The sequence below is a fragment of the Pseudoduganella sp. RAF53_2 genome (genome assembly GCF_052113985.1).
Classification (GTDB): domain Bacteria; phylum Pseudomonadota; class Gammaproteobacteria; order Burkholderiales; family Burkholderiaceae_D; genus Rugamonas.
The window spans coordinates 1-18,459 of record NZ_JBFRDW010000003.1; the positions used below are offsets into that span (position 1 = coordinate 1).

Below are 18,459 nucleotides of genomic sequence, written 5' to 3' on the forward strand. Positions count from 1 at the left end.
ACGACTGGACGCCGGACGGTAAAGGCTTCGTGTCCACCAGCGCCAAAGGCAATGGCGATAACAATTGGTGGGTAGCCAAGCTGACCTACGTGGATGCGGCCACCGGCGCGCTGCGCGTGATCGCCTCGCCGGGCACGCAGCTGAACATGCCGCGCGTGTCGGCCGACGGCAAGACCGTGGCCTACATCGGCGGCTTGATGAGCGACTTCGGCGTGGTGGGCGGCGATATCTGGACGGTGCCGCTGGCTGGCGGCGAACCGGTCAATCTCACGCCTGGCTTCAAGGGCACGTTCAACGGCATCGCATGGCGCGGCAATCAGCTGGTAGGCAGCGCGCTGCTGGGCGACCAGACGGCGCTGGTGTCGATTGACGCCAAATCGGGCAAAGCCGAACAGCGCTGGTCCGCTGCCGTGAGCTCGATGGGTTCGGATGGCCGTTTCTCCTTCAGCGCCGACGGCAGCAAGGCTGCGGCGGCGCAGGAGGACTTCGAACATGGCCCGCGCCTGGTGGCTGGTCCTGTGGCCAGGCTGCAAACCATCACGCATGACAACGAAGGCTTTGCGCCGCAAGTCTCCGTGCGCAATGTGAGCTGGCAGAACGAAGGCTTCAGCGTGCAGGGCTGGCTGATCGGCCCGCGCAATGTGGATGCGAGCAAGAAGTATCCAATGATCGTGCAAGTGCACGGCGGTCCGTCGTCGGCCGTGTCGCCGCGCTATGTGTCGGCGGGCGAGTATGGCAACCCGACGGCGCGCTTGCTGATTGAAGCGGGCTACTTCGTGTTCATGCCGAATCCACGCGGTTCCTACGGCCAGGGCCAGGAATTCACCCGCGCCAACCGCCGCGATTTCGGTGGTGGCGACTTGCGCGATATTCTGGCTGGCGTCGATGCGGCCGCTCGGGTGGCGCCAATCGATGTCAATCGCCTGGGCCTGATGGGCCATTCCTACGGCGGCTTCATGACCATGTGGGGCGTGACGCACAGCCAACGCTTCAAGGCCGCCGTGGCCAGCGCAGGTATCGCAAACTGGATCAGCTACTACGGCCAGAATGGTATCGATCAGTGGATGGTGCCGTTCTTCGGCGCCACCGCTTATGACGATCCAGCCGTCTATCGCGCTGCCTCGCCGATCGAATCGATCAAGTCGGCCAGGACGCCGACCCTGGTGATTGTTGGCGAGCGCGATGTGGAATGCCCGCCGGCGCAGTCGATGGAGTTCTGGCATGGCCTGCGCGCGATGAACGTGCCGTCCTCGCTGGTGATCTACGAAGGCGAGGGGCACTCGATGAAAAAACCTGAGCACCTGCGCGATATGCGCCAGCGCACGATCAGCTGGTTCAATCGATACCTGGGAAGTTAAGGCATGCGGGTTCGGGTAAAGCTGATGCTGGCCTTGCTGTTCACCGGGCTGGCAGCGGTGGCAATGGTGGGCGGGCTGGCGTATGTGTCGGTCAATTACAAGGTCGATGCCATCCGCCGCGATCAGGCGGCAGAGCACTTCCACCATTTCATGACGGCTTACCTGGCCAAGTACGGCGACTGGCAGACCGCCAACGCCAACGAATCCTTCGACAGCTTCGTGCGCCGCACCGCTGGCGAGCAGGGCGATCTGGCGCCTCTGCCGCCGGATCGCACAGGCCAGCGAGCGGCCTTGCAGCGCGCAGGCGCCGCCGCCGGTCCCGACGCCGACTCACCGCGCAACGGCCCGCCGGAACTGCGTCCCCACCTGGACGGCCGGCCGGACGACGCACCGCCGAATGGGCTGCGCCGGCTCGGCGGCCCACCAGACGATGCTCCCCCACACGATGGTCCGCCCCGCTTGCGCCCGACGCTGGACGGCCCTCCCGAGGATGGCCCCTCTCGCGATGGCCCGCGTGGTTTGCGCCCGATGCTGGACGGCCCACCCGAGAATGGCGCTCTTCGCGATGGCCCACCGGGGCCGCGCCCGCCGCCGCCGGACGGACCGCCGGGCCGTGGCTTTCGGCCGCCTGGTGGTCCTCCCGGCGAACCGCGCTTCCGCTTCGTCCTGGCTGATGCTGACTATCGTGTACTGCTCGGCGGCGGCCAATTCCATCCCGGCGAACTGCTGCCTGAGAAGCTGCGTCTGACCTCCCGTCCCATCCTGGTGGATGGCCGCGCCGTCGCGCACATGTCCACTGAAGGCGTGCTGACGCCCACGCGCCAGGAGCAGGAGTACCTGGACGCGATGAAGTCCTCCCTGCTGGCAGGCGTCGCCGCCGCAGCCGTGCTGGCGCTGGTCCTCGGCTGGACGCTCAGCCGGAGCCAGACGCGCAGTGTGCGCAGCCTCACGCGGGCCGTGCGCCTGATGCACAAGGGAGAACTGCGTCAACAGGTGCCCGTGCGCGGCAAGGACGAAGTGGCCCAGCTGGCAGGCGCCTTCAATGAAATGAGCGAGCAGCTGGCGCAGAAACACGAAGAGCTGGAAGCGTCGCATCAGACCATCCTGCAGCAGGCGGAGCAACTGCGCGAGTTGAGTATCCGCGACGCCTTGACCCAGCTGTACAACCGCCGCCACTTCGACGAGCAAGCGACGACCTTGTTCAACCAGGCCGTGCGCCACAAGCGTCCGCTGACGCTGGTGATCTGCGATATCGACCACTTCAAGAAAATCAACGACAAATATTCGCACGCGATTGGCGACTCCGTGCTGCGCCAGGTTGGTAGCATCCTGCGCAATCACATGCGCCTGTCCGATCTGGTGGCACGTTACGGCGGCGAAGAATTCGTGATGGCTTTTCCGGAAACGCCCGGCACACAAGCTGCAGCATTATGCGACAAGCTGCGCAGCCTGATCGAGAATTTCGACTGGCATGAAGTGCACCCGGAACTGAAGGTCACCATGAGCATGGGCGTGTGCGCCGATATCGCCGCCGGCACCGCCGAAGCCATGCTGCAAAAAGCGGACGCGCTGCTCTATCGCGCCAAGGAATCCGGCCGGAACCGCGTCTGCTGCGCGTGATAGTATTTATGCATGAACGGTCCAGACCCATCGAACAAGCACCCGATGGCGGGCTTCCCGCAGGTGTGCTTCATCAGGAATACCGTCACCAATCCGAACATCGTCATTGGTGACTACACCTATTACGACGATCCGGATGACTCCGAGAACTTCGAACGTAATGTGCTGTATCACTTCCCCTTCATCGGCGACAAGCTGGTGATCGGGAAGTTCTGCGCGATCGCGCGCGGCGTGAAGTTCATCATGAACGGCGCCAATCACAAGACCGCCGGCGTATCGACCTATCCTTTCTTCATTTTCGGGAACGGCTGGGAAAAGGCTATGCCGCAACCGGGCGAGTTACCGTACAAGGGCGATACCGTCATCGGCAACGATGTGTGGATCGGCTATGACTGCCTGATCATGCCGGGCGTGAAAGTCGGTAACGGCGCCATCATCTCATCGCGCTCGGTTGTCGTGTCCGACGTCACACCCTATTCGATCGTCGGCGGCAATCCCGCCAGGCAGATCAAGGAGCGCTTCGCTCCGGACGTTGTTGCAGAACTGGAGGCCATCGCCTGGTGGGATTGGCCAATCGAAAAGATCACCCAACATCTGAGCGCCATCACGGCAGGCGAGATTAGCGCACTCAAACTTTAACCGAAGAGGATTTCAGCATGAGCGATTCGCCGGAACAGCTTGGGCAGGACATTTTTGGTGAAATTTCGCTCGCGGCCGCGGACGCCAAACGCTGGGCGAGACAAAACTATTTTTGTGCTTACTTCATCTCAGGCGTCATCGTCGTGGCCAGCATTACTGCAGGCCTGACGGTTGGTCTTGACGAATTGCCCAAGTGGACCCGTGCTGCGCTTGCCTCCTTGCCTGCGGTGATGCTCACCGCGAGCACTGTTTTCAGGTTCGAGCAGAAGTCAGCCTGGTTCTGGARGAAGTCCAAGGCGCTTGAGGCGCTGGTCCGGCGTCTGAAGTATGAATCCGTCGCACCTCATGAAGCAAGCCAGCTGTTTAGCCAGATTGAGGAGTCGATGGAAAAGGACTGGGTATCGTTCGGGACCGTTGGCAAAGCAAACAGTTAAATCGGCGACAGCCCATATGCGGCGCGGGCGCGGTTGCAATCGGGAGTGCCTTCGTTGAATTCGCGGCAGGTGCTGGAGCGTTGGGCGTAGATTTCGCAGCCGACGCAATCGCCCACTTCGCCGGTCAGCGCGACACAGCGCGAAGGAGCGGTGTCGGTGCCGCGCATGGCGACATGGTAGGGTGTGACGGGGATCGTCAAGTGCTGAGGGACGGAGCCACCGGGATGCGCGTCGCTTTCGCCCCAATAGAACGATACGCGGAATAGGGCGCAGCACGCGCCGCAGCCCTGGCAATGTGACATGCGGCTAATGATAGCAGGAGGATGCATGAGGGAGTCGCTCGATTCTGCCGCTACCGCAGCGCTGCTGCCGTTTCCTGCGCTCGTTTCAGCACTGCGGCGGGCGGTCGATGAGCTGGCGCGCGGTGTGATTGCCTGTCCGGCGCGGCAGGTGCAGCCGCTGCGCGCGGGCGGCATGTTGCTGTCGATGATTGCAACGGCGCCGGATATCGCTGTCCACAAACTCGTTTCCGTCGTACCGGATAATCCTGAGCGTGGATTGCCGACGATTGCCGGGCAGCTCAGCGTGGTCGATGCTGCCGATGGCGGTATCCGGCTGATTCTGGATGGCGCTACGGTGACCGAGCGGCGCACGGCGGCGTTGTCCATGCTGGGCATTGAAACGCTGCTGGGCCATGCACCGCGCCGCGTGCTGCTGGTTGGGACGGGCGTGCAGGCGCTGAGCCATGCGAAGGCACTGGCCGCGTTGTATCCGGCTGTCACAATCGATGTGGCAGGGCGCAATGCAGCCTCCCTGGAGCGTTTCTGCATGGAGCTGGATGTTTTGCTGCCGGGCGCGGGTGGACCACGTTATGCGGCGGCGGATCTTTGCGCGGTGGACGAGGCAGTCGATGTCGTGATTACGGCGACAACGAGCGCGCAGCCGGTTTATTCCTTGCCCGCGCGGGCGGGACGCTTGCTGATTGCTGTCGGGTCGTTCAAGCCTTCAGCGGCGGAGATAGGCGCGGAGACGGTACGCGCCAGCCGGGTATTTGTGGATGATCTGCACGGCGCCCGGCACGAAGCGGGGGACCTGCTGCAGGCGGGCGTGGATTGGGAGCGCGTGCAGGGCCTGAGCGCGGCGCTGACTGGGCCGCCGCTGGCTACGGCGGAGCCGGTGCTGCTCAAGACGGTTGGATGCGCGGCCTGGGATCTGGCGGCCGCGCGTGTGGCGCTGTCGATGCGCGGCGCCGGTTAAGGCTGGACGTTGCGGATGATCGCTTCGCTGTGCACGATGATTTTGTCGGCGTCGGCCTGCAGCAGCTGGATGCGGCGCTGAACCAGCGGCCAGCCTGGCCAGCCAGGGACGGACCAGCCAGCGGACGTTGCAGCCGCGGCGCCGCCCGCCGCGCCAGCTGGGACGCTGGCCAAAGCGCTGGCCGAGGTGGCGGCTGTTGCGTGGCCCGCTTTGGCGGTGGCCGCCGACGTCGCGCTTGGAGATGCTGACGGAGCGACTGTTGATGCCGAGATGCCATTGTGGCGGGCGAGGGCGACGGTCAGGGTTTGGTAGACCTGCTCGTGGCTTTGCTCCAGCATGGCGTTCACCTCACCCGCCGGAATATCCCGCACATGCCGGCGCAGAATCGCGCGCAAGGCCGCGACGTGGGCGACGAGCAGATAATTCTGCACGATGAACAAATTAATATCCTCAGCCGCGCGCTGCTTGCTGGCCGGTTCGTCGAGCATGCGCACCAGCGCCGCGCTGAGCGCCGCCAGCGCGTCCATCAGGCGCTTGCGCTGGATGCGGTAGATGAAATCGTTGCGATGCTTCCCCTGCAGCAGATCGAAGCTGGCTTCCATATAGCGCAGGTTCACGTCCAGCACATCGCGGATCAGACGTGGCAGGGATTGATACTCCCAGCTCGCCAGCACGAAGCTGAAGGCCGTCGCGATCGCCGCGCCGATAAAGGTATCGACCAGGCGCTCGTAAATCATGCCGCCGCCGGGCGAGATGATGTACATCCACAGCAGAATCATCACACTGACCGCAATCGCCGCATAGCGGTAGCGCAGATAGGTAAAGGTGAAGGTCGCCACCGTGGCGGCGATCAGCACCGCCAGCAGCACCGGCGCGTAATTGAAGAACTTCAGCACAATGGCTGTGATGATGCAGCCGATCACCGTGCCGACAATGCGGTCGCTGCGGCGCTGTTTAGTCATGCTGAAGCTGGGCTTCAGAATAATCACGATAGTCAGAATGATCCAGTAGCTATGCGCTTGATATGGCAGCATGGCTGCAATTGCCAGCCCCGCCGCGATCGCCATCGATACGCGCAGCGAGAAGCGGAAGATCGGCGAGTCCCAGCGGAAGTGCGACAGCATCAGGTCCAGCTCATACTTCTGCTGCGACAGGAAGGGCTGCAAGTCCATGTCCGCCCAATACGGCGTATTGCCCATGTCCTTTTGTGAAGCGGCATGCAAATCCGCGATCATGGTGGCGATTGCGCGCACCTTGTTGCGCTGGGCGCGCAGCACAGCCAGCGCTTCCTGGCGCGGCTTGCCCGCATCGACTTCCGTTTGCAGCTCGGCGATCTGCCGATCCAGCGCGTTGAACTCCGGCGTGTAATCGATCTCGCTGAACGAGGCGCGCTTGCGCGTGACGGCAAAGGCCACCGACTCGATATCGCGCGCCGCCTTGTAGGCCAGATCGTGCAGGGTTTTCAGCGACGGCGAATCGACCAGATGATTGCGCAGCAGCGCATAGTCCGTGTGCGTGGACAGGATCTGCTCGTACAGATCCAGCATGCAGACGTGGATCTGCACCACGATCGCGTCCTTGCGATTCTGGTGCGAACGCAGGATCAGATCGCGCGATGCCTGCTGGCGATCGGCCAGCAAAGCCTGATGGCGTACCAGCTTGTTGAACTGCTCGGTGAGGTTGTAGCGCGTGTCGTAGAAATCGGCCTTGATGTCGATATAGGCCGCCAGCTCGAACAGCGCCTCGGCCAGCACCTGCTGCTTGATGCGGTGGCGCAGCGTCCAGGCCACGCCCATTGCATACGCCAGATAAGCCAGCGCACCAAGCAGGAACAGGCCTGCGTGCGCAAAGGACTGCAAAGGCGTGAGCGTCTGCTCGATCGACATCGTCATGATGAACAGCGTCGCCAGTTGCAGCGGCATCGACTTCTTGCCGTAGACGACCATCATGCTGGCGAAGAAACTCACCGCCACCAGCAGGGCCATCAAAGGCCAGAAATAGGGGCCGAACAGGCTGATGACCAGGGTGACGGTCGTGCAGAGCAGGACCGACGCCATCATCTCGTTGAACTTGTGGCGCAGAGGACCGGGCATGTCCATCAGCGCCGTGCACAGCGCGCCGATGCCGACCGACATGGCGATGTGCACGTCGAAGGCCCACAGCGTCAGCCCGATAATGCCCACCAGGCCAGCGCCGAAGCGCAGGCCCAGGTGGAAGTAGTGGCTGTAGAAGAAAGTGCGGAGGTTTAGCGCGTAGTGCATGGCCCCGTCTTACACAATCGACAGCACCGGATAACGGCGCCATTCTGGCTCCGCGTGGCGCTTGCAATTGTGGAAGATGAAGTGGAGCACGGCTTCCTGATTGGACAGCAGCGCAGGATTGGCTTCTTTCCACGCTTCGAACTTCGCCTTCAGTTCAGGCTCGCTTTGCAGCATTTCCAGCGCCAGGTCTTCAAACACGTAGTCGGAGATGGCTTCCTTCTTCTCCAGCACCGAATTGAAGAAGCCCCAGCGGAAGAAGCTGTCGTGCGCCTGCGGTTCCAGGGTTTCGATGGCGTAGCGCGCGTTGTCCTGATCCAGCGACACGTGCCAGTCGCCCACGTTCAGATTGAAGCTGCCTTCGCGCTTCTCGACCTGCACCACGTCATGGAACATATGGCCTTCGTAAGCGTGAATGCGTGGTTGCGCCTCGGCGATGTGGTAATACTGGGCATGCACTGTGGTCGGCGATTCGATGCGGGTCATCTCAACGCCATTCCATTGCAGGCGCTCGATCACTTCGCGCCAGGCCTGCGGAATCACATAGGCTTTCGGCGCCTTGATGACGGTGTCGGCCTTGAAGTGGGTGAACCAGTTGATGTCGCGCGCCCATGGCTTGCTGCGGTCGTAGGACAGGCGGATGTAGTCGCCGATCACGCTCGGATGGCGCTTCGCTTCATAGCCCTTGAAGTGGAACTTGGCCGGGTTGGCTTCATCCATGGACCAGGTCACAGCCCATTCCTTCTGCTTGCGCTGCGCAGCTTTGGCGGCGGCGCGCAGGCCTTTGATTTCTTCGGCGTTGGCGATGGTGTAAGCCAGCGTCACTTCCACCAGGGCGCGCATGGAATCGTAGCGATCCTTGAAGGGCTTCAGCATATGCGTCTCCGGCATGAAGCCGATGATGTTGTGCAGGGCGGTGAAGCCGGTGGAGAAGCGCGGCACTTCGAGGAAGTCGGCGATGCCGTCGTCCGGCGTATCCTGCACCGGATTCACGTAAGGGCAGGTCGGCCAGCCGGCGGCTTCCATGTCCTTGTACATCTGCGGCAGCATCTTCTCGCGCAGGTATGGACCGAGGCCCGAGCCCAGCTTGTCCGGCTGGGTGTGGATCAGGGTCATGGTGTAGGTGTAGTCGGCGCCGTTGGAGGTGTGGGTATCGACCATCACATCCGGGTCCCAGGCCGTAATCAGCTTGTTGAAGAACTGCGCATTCAGCGTGTCGCACTTGATGAAGTCGCGGTTCAGGTCCAGGTGGCGGCTGTTGCCGCGGAAGCCGAATTGTTCCGGGCCTTCCTGATTCGGACGCGAAGTGTTGGCGCGGTTCAGGCAGCCGTCCACGTTATAGATCGGGACAAACAGCAGCACCGTCTTGCCCAGCTTTGCCAGGCGCTCCGGCTGGAAGCACAGGTCGCGCACCATTGCCATGCAGGCGTCGATGCCTTCCGGCTCGCCGGGGTGGATACCGTTATTGTTGAAGAAGACCGTGCGGCCTTCGCGCTTGATCTGTTCGCGGTCGAACACCCCATCCGCGCTGACGATGCCAACGTGGATGGGAATGCCCGCGTCCGAGACGGCGGCCTGCTCGAACTTCAGAATGTTGGGGAAGCGTCGCGCCAGTTCTTCGTAGAAGGCGATGCATTCGGTCCACAGCGTGGTCTGGTTCTGGTTGCCTTTTTCGTAAGGCGTGAGCAATTCTGGCATGGCGTCTGGATCTCAGAGTTGGGCGGGAAGCGCGCCGGGTAGGCGCGCTCGGATTTTACCATCAGCCCTTCGGTGCGTTTGCCTCGACCCAGTTGGCGAAAGCGGCGGCCCACTTCTTCAGCGTTTCCTTGGTCTGGTCATTGGTGACGTGGCCGTCCGGGCCGAGCAGGCTGGTGCCGTTGCCGATGTAGACCTCCGGGCCGGGCATGGTCGGCGCATTCAGCGTGACCATGCTCTGGCGCACCTGCATATTGGCCGCGAAGCCGCCCACTGCGCCGATGGAGGCGGACACCACGCCGGTTGGCTTGCCGGCCCAGATGCTCTTGCCCCATGGGCGGGAACCGACGTCGATGGCGTTTTTCAGCGTGCCGGGAATGCCGCGGTTGTACTCCGGCGTGAAGAACACCACGCCGTCCATGGCGCGCAGCTTGTCGCGGAAGGCGGTCCAGGCAGCCGGCGGCGTGTTGGCATCGTCCAGGTCCTGGTTGTAGTGCGGCAGTTCGCCGATGTCGACGAATTCGAACTGCAGCGACGCCGGCGCTTGCGCCACCAGTTCGTTGGCGAATTTGCGGTTCAGGGAGTCCTTGCGCAGGCTGCCTACGATGAGGGCCACTTTCTTGGTCATGATAGCTCCACGGTTGTCAGGGGTGATGAAGAAAAAACAATGTACATCATGCCGGCAAAACGTGCTCGTTTTGCTGCAGTTCCTCGTAAAGGTACTGGCTGAGCGCCTTGATCCTTGCCACATTGCGCAGGTCGCGATGGGTGAGTACCCACAGCTGGGTATGGAAGAGCGGGTCCGGCTCGGCCAGGCGCTCCAGCGTGCGCTCGCGGTCGGCCAGCAGGCAAAGCAGGGGCGATACGCCCATGCCGTGACGGGCGGCGTCCACCATCGTGATCAGGCTATCGGCGCGCACCGCATACTGCTGCGGCGGCACGTGCCGGGCCAGCCATTGCGCCATCGCCAGGTGGGACAGCGATTCGTCGGGCGCGACCCAGCGGTGGGCGGGCCAGTCGTCCTGCGCGATGCCCAGACGCTGGGCGCTGCGCAGGTAGGCGTGGGAGGCGTAGAAGGCCGTCGCCAGCACGCCCGCTTTGCGGCCCACGAGATTCGCGGGCGGCGTATTGGACGGGCGCACGGCGATGTCGGCTTCGCGCTGGGTCAGGTTCAGGAAGCTGTTGTTGACCACCAGCTGAAGTTGCACTGCCGGATGCAGCTCCTGGAAGCGGTGCAGGATGGGCATCAGCAGGCCATGGGCCAGCGTGTCCGTGGTAGTGAGGCGGATCGGTCCGCGCAGCTCTTCATCCAGGCCGCCCAGTTCGCGCTGGGCGGAGCCGATTTCCGCTTCGATGGGGCCGAGGCGGGCGCTCAGCGTTTCGCCGGCGGCGGTCATCACATAGCCGGATTGCAGGCGCTCGAACAGGCGCACGCCCAGCGCCTGTTCAAGGCTGTCCAGGCGGCGCAGCACCGTCGAATGATTCACGCCCAGTTCGCGCGCCGCGCCCGCGATGGTGCCCGCCCGCGCGACGGCGGCGAAATGGCGCAGATCTTCCCAGTCCAGATTATGCATATTTGCTTAACCGTTCCGCTAATTTTGAGAATTTTAATGCGTTTTTGCGGCGGCTACACTGGCTGCATGAAAACACTACACACTGCCAACACGCCCAACGGGCAAAAGATCACCATCGCGCTGCAAGAGCTGGACATGCCGCACGAGGTGGTATTCGTGGACCTTAACGCTGGCGAGCAGCATCGGCCGCCGTTCAGCGAGATGAGTCCAAACCACAAGATTCCTCTGCTTGTGGAGGAGGACGGCCGGCCGGTTTTCGAGTCCGGCGCGATCCTGATTCACCTTGCGGACCATGCCGGCCTCGCCGATTGCGCGGGACGGCTGCTGCCCGCAGGCGGCGATGCGCGCAGCGAAGTGCTGCAATGGCTGTTCCTGCAGATGGCGAGTATTGGTCCGATGCTGGGCCAGCTCTGGTTCTTCCGTCATGGTGCGAAGGAGCGCAACGAGATGGCGCTGGAGCGCTATGGACGCGAGGCGCGGCGGCTGTACGGCGTGTACGAAGAGCGCTTGCGCGAACAGCCGTGGGTGGCTGCCGGCCAGTATTCGATCGCCGATATCGCGGCCTTCACCTGGCTGCGTTCGCACCATGAGCTGGGGATTTCGATGAGCGATTACCCGGCAGTAGCGGAATGGCTGGCGCGCATCGAAGCGCGTCCCGCCGTGCAGCGCGGACTCGCCGCCGCCATTCCACCAGCGCGGGCGGATGCCGCGTAATGGCCTGGCTGCTGTTGCTGGCCGCGGCACTGGTCGACATCGCCATGGCTGTCGCGCTGAAGTATGCGGAYGGCTGGACGCGGCTGTGGCCCAGCATCCTCGGCCTGCTGTTCGCCAACGGCGCCATCCTGCTGCTCACGCTCGCGCTGCGCAATCTGCCGGTCGGTACGGCGTTCGCCGTCTTCACGGGCATTGGCGCGGCGGGTGCGGCGGCGCTGGGAATTGTCTTCTACGGCGAAAGCGCGTCGCCTTTGCGGCTGGTGCTGATCGCGGTCATCGTCATGGGCATCATGGGGCTGAAGCTGGCAGAATAGCTCCTGGATAAGGAGACCATGATGACTGAACCGATTCGCGGCAGCTGCCTGTGCGGCGGCATTACCTACAAGGCCAATGGCCCGTTCTTCCGCTCCAGCCACTGCTACTGCGACAACTGCCGCAAGCAGCACGGCGCGGCGGCGGGAAGCTATGTGAACGTCGATAGCAAAGGCTTCGTGATCGAACGCGGCAAGAATCTGCTGGTGGAATTCGAATCGTCCGAATATGGACGGCGCGGCTTCTGCAAGGTATGCGGATCGTCGCTGACCTTCCGCACCACGCTGGAACCGGAGCGCATTGCGCTGGCTCTGGGCGCGATGGACACGGCCTACGACAAGCCGCTGGAACGCGAATGGTTCACCGAGCACAAGCCGGCCTGGGTGCCGGGCAAATAAAAGCCCGCCTGGCCTGGCGGGCTGCTCAGCCGTGGGGGGTTATCTGACCCGTCCGCGGAAAATTAGGTTGACGATCGCCAACAATATCACGGCGCCGAGGAAGGACACTACCAGCGACATGACGCTGAAATCGTCCGCATTGATGGTCCCCGCACCGAATAGCGGCGACAGCAGCCAGCCGCCCAGCAGGGCGCCAATGATGCCCACGACCACGTTCAGGAACATGCCCTGCTGCGCGTCGGTCTTCATGACGAGGCTGGCGAGCCAGCCGATGATGCCGCCAATAACGATCCAGATAATGAAGTTCATTGCTCACCCCCTCGGTCTTTTGGTTGACAGATCGCAGCCAGCCTATTGCCCGGCCCTGATTCCAGTGTAGGACGCGCTTCGGTAAAGGTCAGTGCGCCAGCGAACCGTTGCAGATGTGAGGCAACGAACAGATGCCGCAGCCGGGCTGGCCTAAGGTGGCAGCAAAGCGTTTATCTTGGAAAGGATTTCCCATGGACAGCAAGGACAAGGATCTGCGCCGCAAGGACGGCGACCCTCTGGACGTTGCAGAATCCCTCAGTGAGCATCCGGTCGGCACCGGACTGGGCGTGGGCACCGGCGCTGTCGCAGGCGCCGCGGCCGGCGCTCCCGGCGGCCCGATCGGCATTGCAGCCGGCGCCGCGATTGGCGCGCTGGCAGGCGGACTGGTGGGGCAGGGCGTGGCGGCTTACGTCAACCCGGCCGAAGAACGTGTCTACTGGCAGGATCACTACCGCAACGAGACTTACTTCAACCCCAACTACGACTTCGACGACTACCAGCCAGCCTATGAAGTCGGCTACACCATCCGCGGCCGCAGCGACACGCACTGGGACCAGCTGGAAGATAAGCTCGGCTCGGAATGGGATAAGGTGAAAGGCCAGTCCCGGCTGACCTGGGAACAAGCCAAAAACGCCGCCCGCGCGGCGTGGGACAAGATCGATAAAGCCTGATGGCGATGCGGCGGGTCGATGACCCGCCCTACGTAGCGCCGATCATTGATCGGCCGTTTTCTATTACTCCGCCTTGATGGCTTCGACCTGGATGGCCAGTTTGACGTCCGGGGAGAAGGCTGGGGTGGCGTAGTTCAGGCCGAAGTCGGTACGCTTGAACTCGGCGGTGGCGTCGGCGCCGCAGACTTCACGCTTCATGCGCGGGTCGACGATGCACTTGAACTTGTTGACCTTCAGGGTGACCGGCTTGGTCACGCCCAGCATGGTCAGCTCACCTTCCACGGCCACCAGCTGCTCGCCGTCGAACTTGAAGGACTTGCCCTTGTAGGTCACGGTCGGGAATTTCTCGACGTTGAACATGTCGGCCGACTTGGCGTGGGAGTTCAGCTTGTCCAGACCGAAGTCGATCGACGCTGCGTCGATGATGATGTCCATCGTGCCGGTCTTGGCCGCGCGGTCCATCTGGATGGTGCCGGAAGTCTTGTCGAACTTGCCGCGCCATACGGACAGGCCTTTGTGGTCAGCCTCGAAGCTTGGGTAGGTGTGGGTCGGGTCGATGTTGTACGTACCGGCAAAGGCAGCGGAAGCGGATACGGCCAGCAGGGCAGCGGTGAGCAGCTTGAATCGCATTACGAGTATCTCCAAAAAATTAATTACCTACGACGTGGAACTTGATCGTCACTTCATCGGCAACCATGCCGGTGTCTTTCCATTCGCCTTCGCCCACATTGAAAGCGAGACGCTTGATTGGCAGGGCGCCTTCGAATACTTGCTGGCCGCCGTCAGTCTTCACGGCGATCGGGAAGCTCACGTCCTGCACCTTGCCTTTGATGGTCAGCTTGCCCGTCACATTCAGCTTGCCCGGACCGGCCGCCTTGATGGCGCTGGACACRAAGGTCGCTTTCGGGAACTGCGCGGAATTGAACCATTCTTTCTTCGCCACTTCCTTGTTCATTTCGGCGTCGCCCAGATCGAGCGAGGCGGTGTCGATTTCAACCGAAGCCTTGGACGAATCCGGCGTGGCGGCGTTGTAGTCGATCACGATACTGGCCTTCTTGAACTTGGACTCGACCGGCACGTTCATTTGCTTGAACACTGCCGACACGCTGGTCTTGGCGGGATCGGTCTTCAGGACGGCCGCGCCAGCCACCAGCGATACCGCCAGCAGGGAAACGAGCAATGCGCTTTTCTTCATAAAAATAACTCCAACAGGTTTAGGGCAACATGCGCTTGAGCACGCTGTCGCGATCGATAAAGTGATGCTTGAGCGCGGCCAGGACGTGGGCGGCAACCGCCGCCGCCATGATCATGTTCAACCAGTAATGTACAGGTTTCAGAATTTCCTTGAGTGCAGGATCTGCGGCAAACAGGGAAGGAATCTGGAACAGGCCCAGGTATACAACGGGCACACCCGCTGCCGTGGTGTACAGATAGCCGGTAATCGGCACCGCGAAAATCAGGAAGTAGAGGAAGTAGTGCATGCCGTCGGCCGCTTTGGCCTGCAGCGCGCTCATCGAAGCCGGAYGCGCTGGCGGGCGATTCGCCTTGCGCCACAGCACGCGGATCACGGCCAGCGCGAGCACGGTGATGCCCATCCATTTATGCCAGGAGTAATACTTGAGCTTGGTTGGCGTCAGGCCCGGAATATCGGTCATCACCAGACCGAGGGTGAAAGCGGCAATGATCAGCAGAGCGGTGAGCCAGTGAATCAATATTGCTGTTTTGGTATATCGTTCCATTGCTTGAATTAGTGAAAGAAATTAGTACGCATTAGGACTAAATATACCAAAGAAACGCAAAGCTTGCCTGAGCAACGCAGAGTACGCAAAGTAACAGAGAATTGCCTTAAGAAAAAGTTAAAGGGCCGCAGGGGCCCTTTTTTAACCAACACCATAAAGCTGGTGGCTGCCACAAGGTGGCAGCCACCTTCGTTATGGTTTAGATGGCTTTCGCCAGCTGAGCGGCGATACCCACGTAGTTGGATGGCGTCATGGCCAGYAGGCCATCCTTGGCTTCCTGCGGAATCGCCAGGCCATTGATGAACTCGCGCAGCGCATCCTTGGAGATGCCTTTGCCGCGGGTCAGCTCCTTCAGCTGCTCGTACGGGTTTTCGATACCGTAGCGGCGCATCACGGTCTGCACCGGCTCGGCCAGCACTTCCCAGTTCGCGTCCAGGTCGGCTTCCAGGCGGGCCGGGTTCACTTCCAGCTTGTTCAGGCCGCGCAGGCAGCTGTCGTAAGCCAGCAGGGTGTAGCCGAAGCCCACGCCGATATTGCGCAACACGGTGGAATCGGTCAGGTCGCGCTGCATGCGGGACACCGGCAGCTTTTCGGACRGGTGCTTCAGCACGGCATTGGCCAGGCCCAGATTGCCTTCCGAGTTTTCGAAGTCGATCGGGTTGACCTTGTGCGGCATGGTGGAGGAGCCGATCTCGCCCGCCTTCAGCTTCTGCTTGAAGTAGCCCAGCGACACGTAAGTCCAGATATCGCGGTTCAGGTCCAGCAAAATAGTGTTGGCACGGGCGAACGCGTCGAACAGTTCAGCCATGTAGTCGTGCGGTTCGATCTGGATGGTGTACGGGTTGAACACCAGGCCCAGGCGCTGCTCGATCACGTTCTTCGAGAACGCAGGCCAGTCGAACGATGGGTAGGCCGACAGGTGGGCGTTGTAGTTGCCCACGGCGCCGTTCATCTTGCCCAGGATTTCCACCTTGGCGATGCGCTCGATGGCGCGCTGCAGGCGGGCGATCACGTTGGCGAATTCCTTGCCCAGGGTGGTCGGGCTGGCGGTCTGGCCGTGGGTACGGGACAGCATCGGCAGCTCGGCGTTGGCGTGGGCGATTTCGGTCAGCTTGGCGACCAGGCCGTTCAGGGCCGGCACCATCACGCCGTCGCGCGCGGCCTTCAGCATCATGCCGTGGGAGGTGTTGTTGATGTCTTCCGACGTGCAAGCGAAGTGGATGAATTCCGACGCGGCCACCAGCTCCGGCACGTCCTTCACCTTCTCTTTCAGCCAGTATTCCACGGCCTTCACGTCATGGTTGGTGACGGCTTCGATTTCCTTGATGCGGGCGGCATCGGCTTCCGTGAATTCGGCGGCCAGCTTGTCCAGCAGGGCGGTGGCGGAGGCGGAGAACGGCTTGATCTCGGCGAAACCGGCTTGCGACAGGGCCTGCAGCCAGGCGATTTCCACCTTCACGCGGTGGTGCATGAAGCCGGATTCGGACAGGATAGGACGCAGCTTGTCGGTTTTGGACGCGTAGCGGCCGTCCAGCGGGGACAGGGCCGACAAGGTGGAGTAGGGCGTAGTCATAGAAAGGAAGGAGAGGCGGGAAAAAACAAGATTTTACCATTGGCGTGAAAGCCACTCGCCGTTTCTGCGCTGCGACAAAGCGCCAAACCTAGATGTTATACTGCTATCTAATTCTCGACTCTTGGCTTCTATGAAACTTATCGGTTCACTCACCAGTCCTTACGTGCGCAAGGTGCGCGTGGTGCTGGCGGAAAAGAAACTCGACTACCACTTCGAACAGGAAAATGTCTGGGCCGCCGAAACGACGATCCAGAATCTGAACCCGCTGGGCAAAGTGCCGGTCCTCGTCATGGAAGACGGCTATGTCATGCAGGATTCGCGCGTGATCGTCGAGTACCTGGACACCCTCACTCCGGTGTGCAAACTGCTGCCCCCTAACGGCCGCGAACGGGCCGATATCAAATGCTGGGAAGCCCTGGCCGACGGCGTGCTGGACGCCGGTGTACTGGTGCGCCTGGAGCGCACCCTGCGTCCCGCAAAGCAGCAAAGTCCGGAGTGGATCGAGCGCCAGCTGAAGAAAGTGGAGCTGGGCCTGGCGTCCATGTCCGAGCGCCTGGAAGACGGCGCCTGGTGCGCCGGTAATCACTATTCCCTGGCCGACGTGGCCGTCGGCTGCGCCCTGGGCTGGCTCAGCTTCCGCTTCCCGGAAATCGACTGGCGCGACAAGCACCCGAACCTGGGCAAGTTGTTTGACAAGCTGTCCGAGCGTCCGTCCTTCAAGGACACCGTGCCCGTCGCATAACGGCACGCATGGCCAAACCTACTTCCCAGGACCGCCTGCAGATGGCGGACATCGCGCGCCTTGCCGGCGTGTCCACATCCACCGTCTCGCGCGCCCTGGCGGGCAGTAAGCTGGTCAACGAAGAAACGCGCACCCGCATCATGGAGCTGGCGCGTTCGCTCAAGTACACCATCAATGTCGGCGCACAGAACCTGCGCCTGAAGCAGAACCGCACTGTGGCCGTGGTGGTGCCGTCCGACCAGCAGGTGCATCAGAGCCTGTCCGATCCTTTCTTCCTCAGCATGATCGGCTCCCTGGCGGACGCATTGACGGAGCAGGGCTTCGACATGCTGCTGTCGCGGGTCGATGCCGAGCAGCTGCACGCCGCTGCGACGCCGTTCGATACGGGCCGCGTGATCGGCATCATCCTGATCGGCCAATGGGGCCACCACGACCAGCTGAACGAAATGGCGGCGCGCCATGTGCCCATCGTGGTGTGGGGAGCCCAGTTGCCGCAGCAGCTGTATTGCACCATTGGCGGCGACAACGTCAGCGGCGGACGCCTTGCAGCGGAACACCTGCTGGCGCAGGGCCGCAAGCGCATCGCCTTCCTCGGCGATACGCGCTTGCCGGAAGTGGAGCAGCGTTATCGCGGCTATTGCGAAGCCTTGCGGGCGGCCGGTATGCCGGTTGATCCAGCCTTGTGCGTGGCGGCCTCCTTCCTGCCGGAAGGCGGACGCGAAGCCATTGCCGAACTGGCACAGCGCGGCGTGCAATACGACGCCGTTTTCGCCTGTTCCGACTTGCTGGCCATGATGGCGATTAACACCCTGCGCGAGCAGGGCCGCGCTGTGCCGGAAGATGTCGCCGTTGTTGGCTATGACGATATCGAACTTTCCTCCTATTTCCATCCTCCCCTGACCACGGTGCGCCAGCCCGTGCAGGAAGCCGGGCGTGCCATGGTGGCGGCCCTGCTGCAATTGACCGAAGGCCGGCAGGCCCCGTCCGTCGAACTCCCCACTGCGCTCGTTCGCCGTTCCAGTTCCATTTGATTGCAACCGTTTGCAATCTGGATTAAGCCTATTGCAGAAGCTTTTTTGCAAATTTATTGCAATCGATTGCAATTTTCAAAAAGCTGATGAATAATGAGGCATCTGCAGTACAGCAGACCTGGCCGCCGGGACGAT

Annotated in this window: 21 protein-coding genes; 11 read left to right on the top strand and 10 right to left on the bottom strand. The window is 62.1% G+C overall.

Annotation, left to right across the window (positions count from 1 at the left end; genetic code table 11):
- The 4 genes from AB4Z11_RS00355 to AB4Z11_RS00370 all read left to right on the top strand — a co-directional run.
- Positions 1–1,358 (top strand): S9 family peptidase (locus tag AB4Z11_RS00355; protein ID WP_442021766.1); only part of this gene is annotated, 1,358 nt, incomplete at its 5' end.
- A 3-nt stretch (positions 1,359–1,361) separates the two neighbouring features.
- A complete protein-coding gene (locus AB4Z11_RS00360; protein WP_442021768.1) occupies positions 1,362–2,978 on the top strand; it encodes a diguanylate cyclase in 1,617 nt (538 codons plus the stop codon).
- A gap of 12 nt (positions 2,979–2,990) precedes the next feature.
- On the top strand, positions 2,991–3,617 hold the full coding sequence (locus AB4Z11_RS00365) for a Vat family streptogramin A O-acetyltransferase (protein WP_442021770.1): 627 nt from the start codon (positions 2,991–2,993) through the stop codon (positions 3,615–3,617).
- A 17-nt stretch (positions 3,618–3,634) separates the two neighbouring features.
- Complete coding sequence (locus tag AB4Z11_RS00370; protein ID WP_442021772.1) at positions 3,635–4,051, top strand: hypothetical protein; 417 nt, start codon at positions 3,635–3,637, stop codon at positions 4,049–4,051.
- On the opposite strand, the gene AB4Z11_RS00375 is transcribed toward AB4Z11_RS00370, so the two are convergent.
- Positions 4,048–4,353: a YkgJ family cysteine cluster protein gene (locus AB4Z11_RS00375; protein WP_442021774.1), complete on the bottom strand. Its 306-nt coding sequence runs from the start codon at positions 4,351–4,353 to the stop codon at positions 4,048–4,050. The two genes, AB4Z11_RS00370 and AB4Z11_RS00375, sit on opposite strands and share 4 nt — an antisense overlap.
- Before the next feature lie 25 nt (positions 4,354–4,378).
- On the opposite strand from AB4Z11_RS00375, the gene lhpI reads away from it, so the two are divergent.
- On the top strand, positions 4,379–5,308 hold the full coding sequence (gene lhpI, locus AB4Z11_RS00380; protein WP_442021776.1) for a bifunctional Delta(1)-pyrroline-2-carboxylate/Delta(1)-piperideine-2-carboxylate reductase: 930 nt from the start codon (positions 4,379–4,381) through the stop codon (positions 5,306–5,308).
- Here lhpI and AB4Z11_RS00385 read toward each other — a convergent pair.
- The 4 genes from AB4Z11_RS00385 to AB4Z11_RS00400 form a co-directional block, all read right to left on the bottom strand.
- The gene (locus AB4Z11_RS00385; RefSeq protein ID WP_442021778.1) at positions 5,305–7,569 is read right to left on the bottom strand and encodes an FUSC family membrane protein; all 2,265 of its coding nucleotides are present in this window, start codon (positions 7,567–7,569) and stop codon (positions 5,305–5,307) included. The genes lhpI and AB4Z11_RS00385 overlap by 4 nt on opposite strands.
- Positions 7,570–7,578: 9 nt before the next feature.
- Positions 7,579–9,264 carry a M14 family zinc carboxypeptidase gene (locus tag AB4Z11_RS00390; RefSeq protein ID WP_442021780.1) on the bottom strand — a complete coding sequence of 562 codons (1,686 nt, stop codon included), beginning with the start codon at positions 9,262–9,264 and terminating at the stop codon, positions 7,579–7,581.
- A gap of 61 nt (positions 9,265–9,325) precedes the next feature.
- Positions 9,326–9,889 (bottom strand): NADPH-dependent FMN reductase, encoded by a 564-nt coding sequence (locus tag AB4Z11_RS00395; protein WP_442021782.1) that lies wholly within the window; start codon positions 9,887–9,889, stop codon positions 9,326–9,328.
- A gap of 46 nt (positions 9,890–9,935) precedes the next feature.
- Complete coding sequence (locus tag AB4Z11_RS00400) at positions 9,936–10,835, bottom strand: LysR family transcriptional regulator (protein WP_442021784.1); 900 nt, start codon at positions 10,833–10,835, stop codon at positions 9,936–9,938.
- 66 nt (positions 10,836–10,901) lie between these two features.
- On the opposite strand from AB4Z11_RS00400, the gene AB4Z11_RS00405 reads away from it, so the two are divergent.
- From AB4Z11_RS00405 to AB4Z11_RS00415, 3 genes are read left to right on the top strand one after another with little or no spacing between them, the layout of a single operon-like run.
- On the top strand, positions 10,902–11,549 hold the full coding sequence (locus AB4Z11_RS00405; protein ID WP_442021786.1) for a glutathione S-transferase family protein: 648 nt from the start codon (positions 10,902–10,904) through the stop codon (positions 11,547–11,549).
- Positions 11,549–11,863: a DMT family transporter gene (locus AB4Z11_RS00410; protein ID WP_442021788.1), complete on the top strand. Its 315-nt coding sequence runs from the start codon at positions 11,549–11,551 to the stop codon at positions 11,861–11,863. The genes AB4Z11_RS00405 and AB4Z11_RS00410 overlap by 1 nt, the downstream gene beginning before the upstream one ends.
- A gap of 18 nt (positions 11,864–11,881) precedes the next feature.
- Positions 11,882–12,259 (top strand): GFA family protein, encoded by a 378-nt coding sequence (locus AB4Z11_RS00415; RefSeq protein ID WP_442021790.1) that lies wholly within the window; start codon positions 11,882–11,884, stop codon positions 12,257–12,259.
- A gap of 39 nt (positions 12,260–12,298) precedes the next feature.
- Here the strand turns inward: AB4Z11_RS00415 and AB4Z11_RS00420 are convergent, their stop codons facing one another.
- A complete protein-coding gene (locus tag AB4Z11_RS00420) occupies positions 12,299–12,568 on the bottom strand; it encodes a GlsB/YeaQ/YmgE family stress response membrane protein (protein WP_442021792.1) in 270 nt (89 codons plus the stop codon).
- A gap of 191 nt (positions 12,569–12,759) precedes the next feature.
- Here AB4Z11_RS00420 and AB4Z11_RS00425 point away from each other — a divergent pair, with 191 nt between their 5' ends.
- Positions 12,760–13,239 carry a hypothetical protein gene (locus tag AB4Z11_RS00425; RefSeq protein WP_442021794.1) on the top strand — a complete coding sequence of 160 codons (480 nt, stop codon included), beginning with the start codon at positions 12,760–12,762 and terminating at the stop codon, positions 13,237–13,239.
- 63 nt (positions 13,240–13,302) lie between these two features.
- Here the strand turns inward: AB4Z11_RS00425 and AB4Z11_RS00430 are convergent, their stop codons facing one another.
- The 4 genes from AB4Z11_RS00430 to purB form a co-directional block, all read right to left on the bottom strand.
- Entirely contained in the window at positions 13,303–13,869 is a 567-nt protein-coding gene (locus AB4Z11_RS00430; protein WP_442021796.1) for a YceI family protein, read from the bottom strand.
- A 19-nt stretch (positions 13,870–13,888) separates the two neighbouring features.
- Positions 13,889–14,434 (bottom strand): YceI family protein, encoded by a 546-nt coding sequence (locus AB4Z11_RS00435; protein WP_442021798.1) that lies wholly within the window; start codon positions 14,432–14,434, stop codon positions 13,889–13,891.
- A gap of 19 nt (positions 14,435–14,453) precedes the next feature.
- On the bottom strand, positions 14,454–14,978 hold the full coding sequence (locus tag AB4Z11_RS00440; protein WP_442021800.1) for a cytochrome b: 525 nt from the start codon (positions 14,976–14,978) through the stop codon (positions 14,454–14,456).
- A 199-nt stretch (positions 14,979–15,177) separates the two neighbouring features.
- Positions 15,178–16,551, bottom strand: coding sequence for an adenylosuccinate lyase (gene purB, locus AB4Z11_RS00445; protein ID WP_442021802.1), 1,374 nt, complete (start codon positions 16,549–16,551; stop codon positions 15,178–15,180).
- A gap of 130 nt (positions 16,552–16,681) precedes the next feature.
- Between purB and AB4Z11_RS00450 the strand changes: the two genes are divergently transcribed.
- Together AB4Z11_RS00450 and AB4Z11_RS00455 are read left to right on the top strand one after the other, a co-directional pair.
- A complete protein-coding gene (locus AB4Z11_RS00450) occupies positions 16,682–17,293 on the top strand; it encodes a glutathione S-transferase family protein (RefSeq protein ID WP_442021804.1) in 612 nt (203 codons plus the stop codon).
- Between the two features lie 8 nt (positions 17,294–17,301).
- Positions 17,302–18,324 (top strand): LacI family DNA-binding transcriptional regulator, encoded by a 1,023-nt coding sequence (locus tag AB4Z11_RS00455; protein ID WP_442021806.1) that lies wholly within the window; start codon positions 17,302–17,304, stop codon positions 18,322–18,324.
- The last annotated feature ends 135 nt before the right edge of the window (positions 18,325–18,459 follow it).

Bases quoted from the DNA above. Each gene is read 5' to 3' on its own strand.
- AB4Z11_RS00360 (WP_442021768.1), top strand. From the start codon at position 1,362: ATGCGGGTTCGGGTAAAGCTGATGCTGGCCTTGCTGTTCACCGGGCTG.
- AB4Z11_RS00365 (WP_442021770.1), top strand. From the start codon at position 2,991: ATGAACGGTCCAGACCCATCGAACAAGCACCCGATGGCGGGCTTCCCG.
- AB4Z11_RS00375 (WP_442021774.1), bottom strand. From the start codon at position 4,353: ATGTCACATTGCCAGGGCTGCGGCGCGTGCTGCGCCCTATTCCGCGTA.
- lhpI (WP_442021776.1), top strand. From the start codon at position 4,379: ATGAGGGAGTCGCTCGATTCTGCCGCTACCGCAGCGCTGCTGCCGTTT.
- AB4Z11_RS00385 (WP_442021778.1), bottom strand. From the start codon at position 7,569: ATGCACTACGCGCTAAACCTCCGCACTTTCTTCTACAGCCACTACTTC.
- AB4Z11_RS00390 (WP_442021780.1), bottom strand. From the start codon at position 9,264: ATGCCAGAATTGCTCACGCCTTACGAAAAAGGCAACCAGAACCAGACC.
- AB4Z11_RS00395 (WP_442021782.1), bottom strand. From the start codon at position 9,889: ATGACCAAGAAAGTGGCCCTCATCGTAGGCAGCCTGCGCAAGGACTCC.
- AB4Z11_RS00400 (WP_442021784.1), bottom strand. From the start codon at position 10,835: ATGCATAATCTGGACTGGGAAGATCTGCGCCATTTCGCCGCCGTCGCG.
- AB4Z11_RS00405 (WP_442021786.1), top strand. From the start codon at position 10,902: ATGAAAACACTACACACTGCCAACACGCCCAACGGGCAAAAGATCACC.
- AB4Z11_RS00415 (WP_442021790.1), top strand. From the start codon at position 11,882: ATGATGACTGAACCGATTCGCGGCAGCTGCCTGTGCGGCGGCATTACC.
- AB4Z11_RS00420 (WP_442021792.1), bottom strand. From the start codon at position 12,568: ATGAACTTCATTATCTGGATCGTTATTGGCGGCATCATCGGCTGGCTC.
- AB4Z11_RS00425 (WP_442021794.1), top strand. From the start codon at position 12,760: ATGGACAGCAAGGACAAGGATCTGCGCCGCAAGGACGGCGACCCTCTG.
- AB4Z11_RS00430 (WP_442021796.1), bottom strand. From the start codon at position 13,869: ATGCGATTCAAGCTGCTCACCGCTGCCCTGCTGGCCGTATCCGCTTCC.
- AB4Z11_RS00450 (WP_442021804.1), top strand. From the start codon at position 16,682: ATGAAACTTATCGGTTCACTCACCAGTCCTTACGTGCGCAAGGTGCGC.
- AB4Z11_RS00455 (WP_442021806.1), top strand. From the start codon at position 17,302: ATGGCCAAACCTACTTCCCAGGACCGCCTGCAGATGGCGGACATCGCG.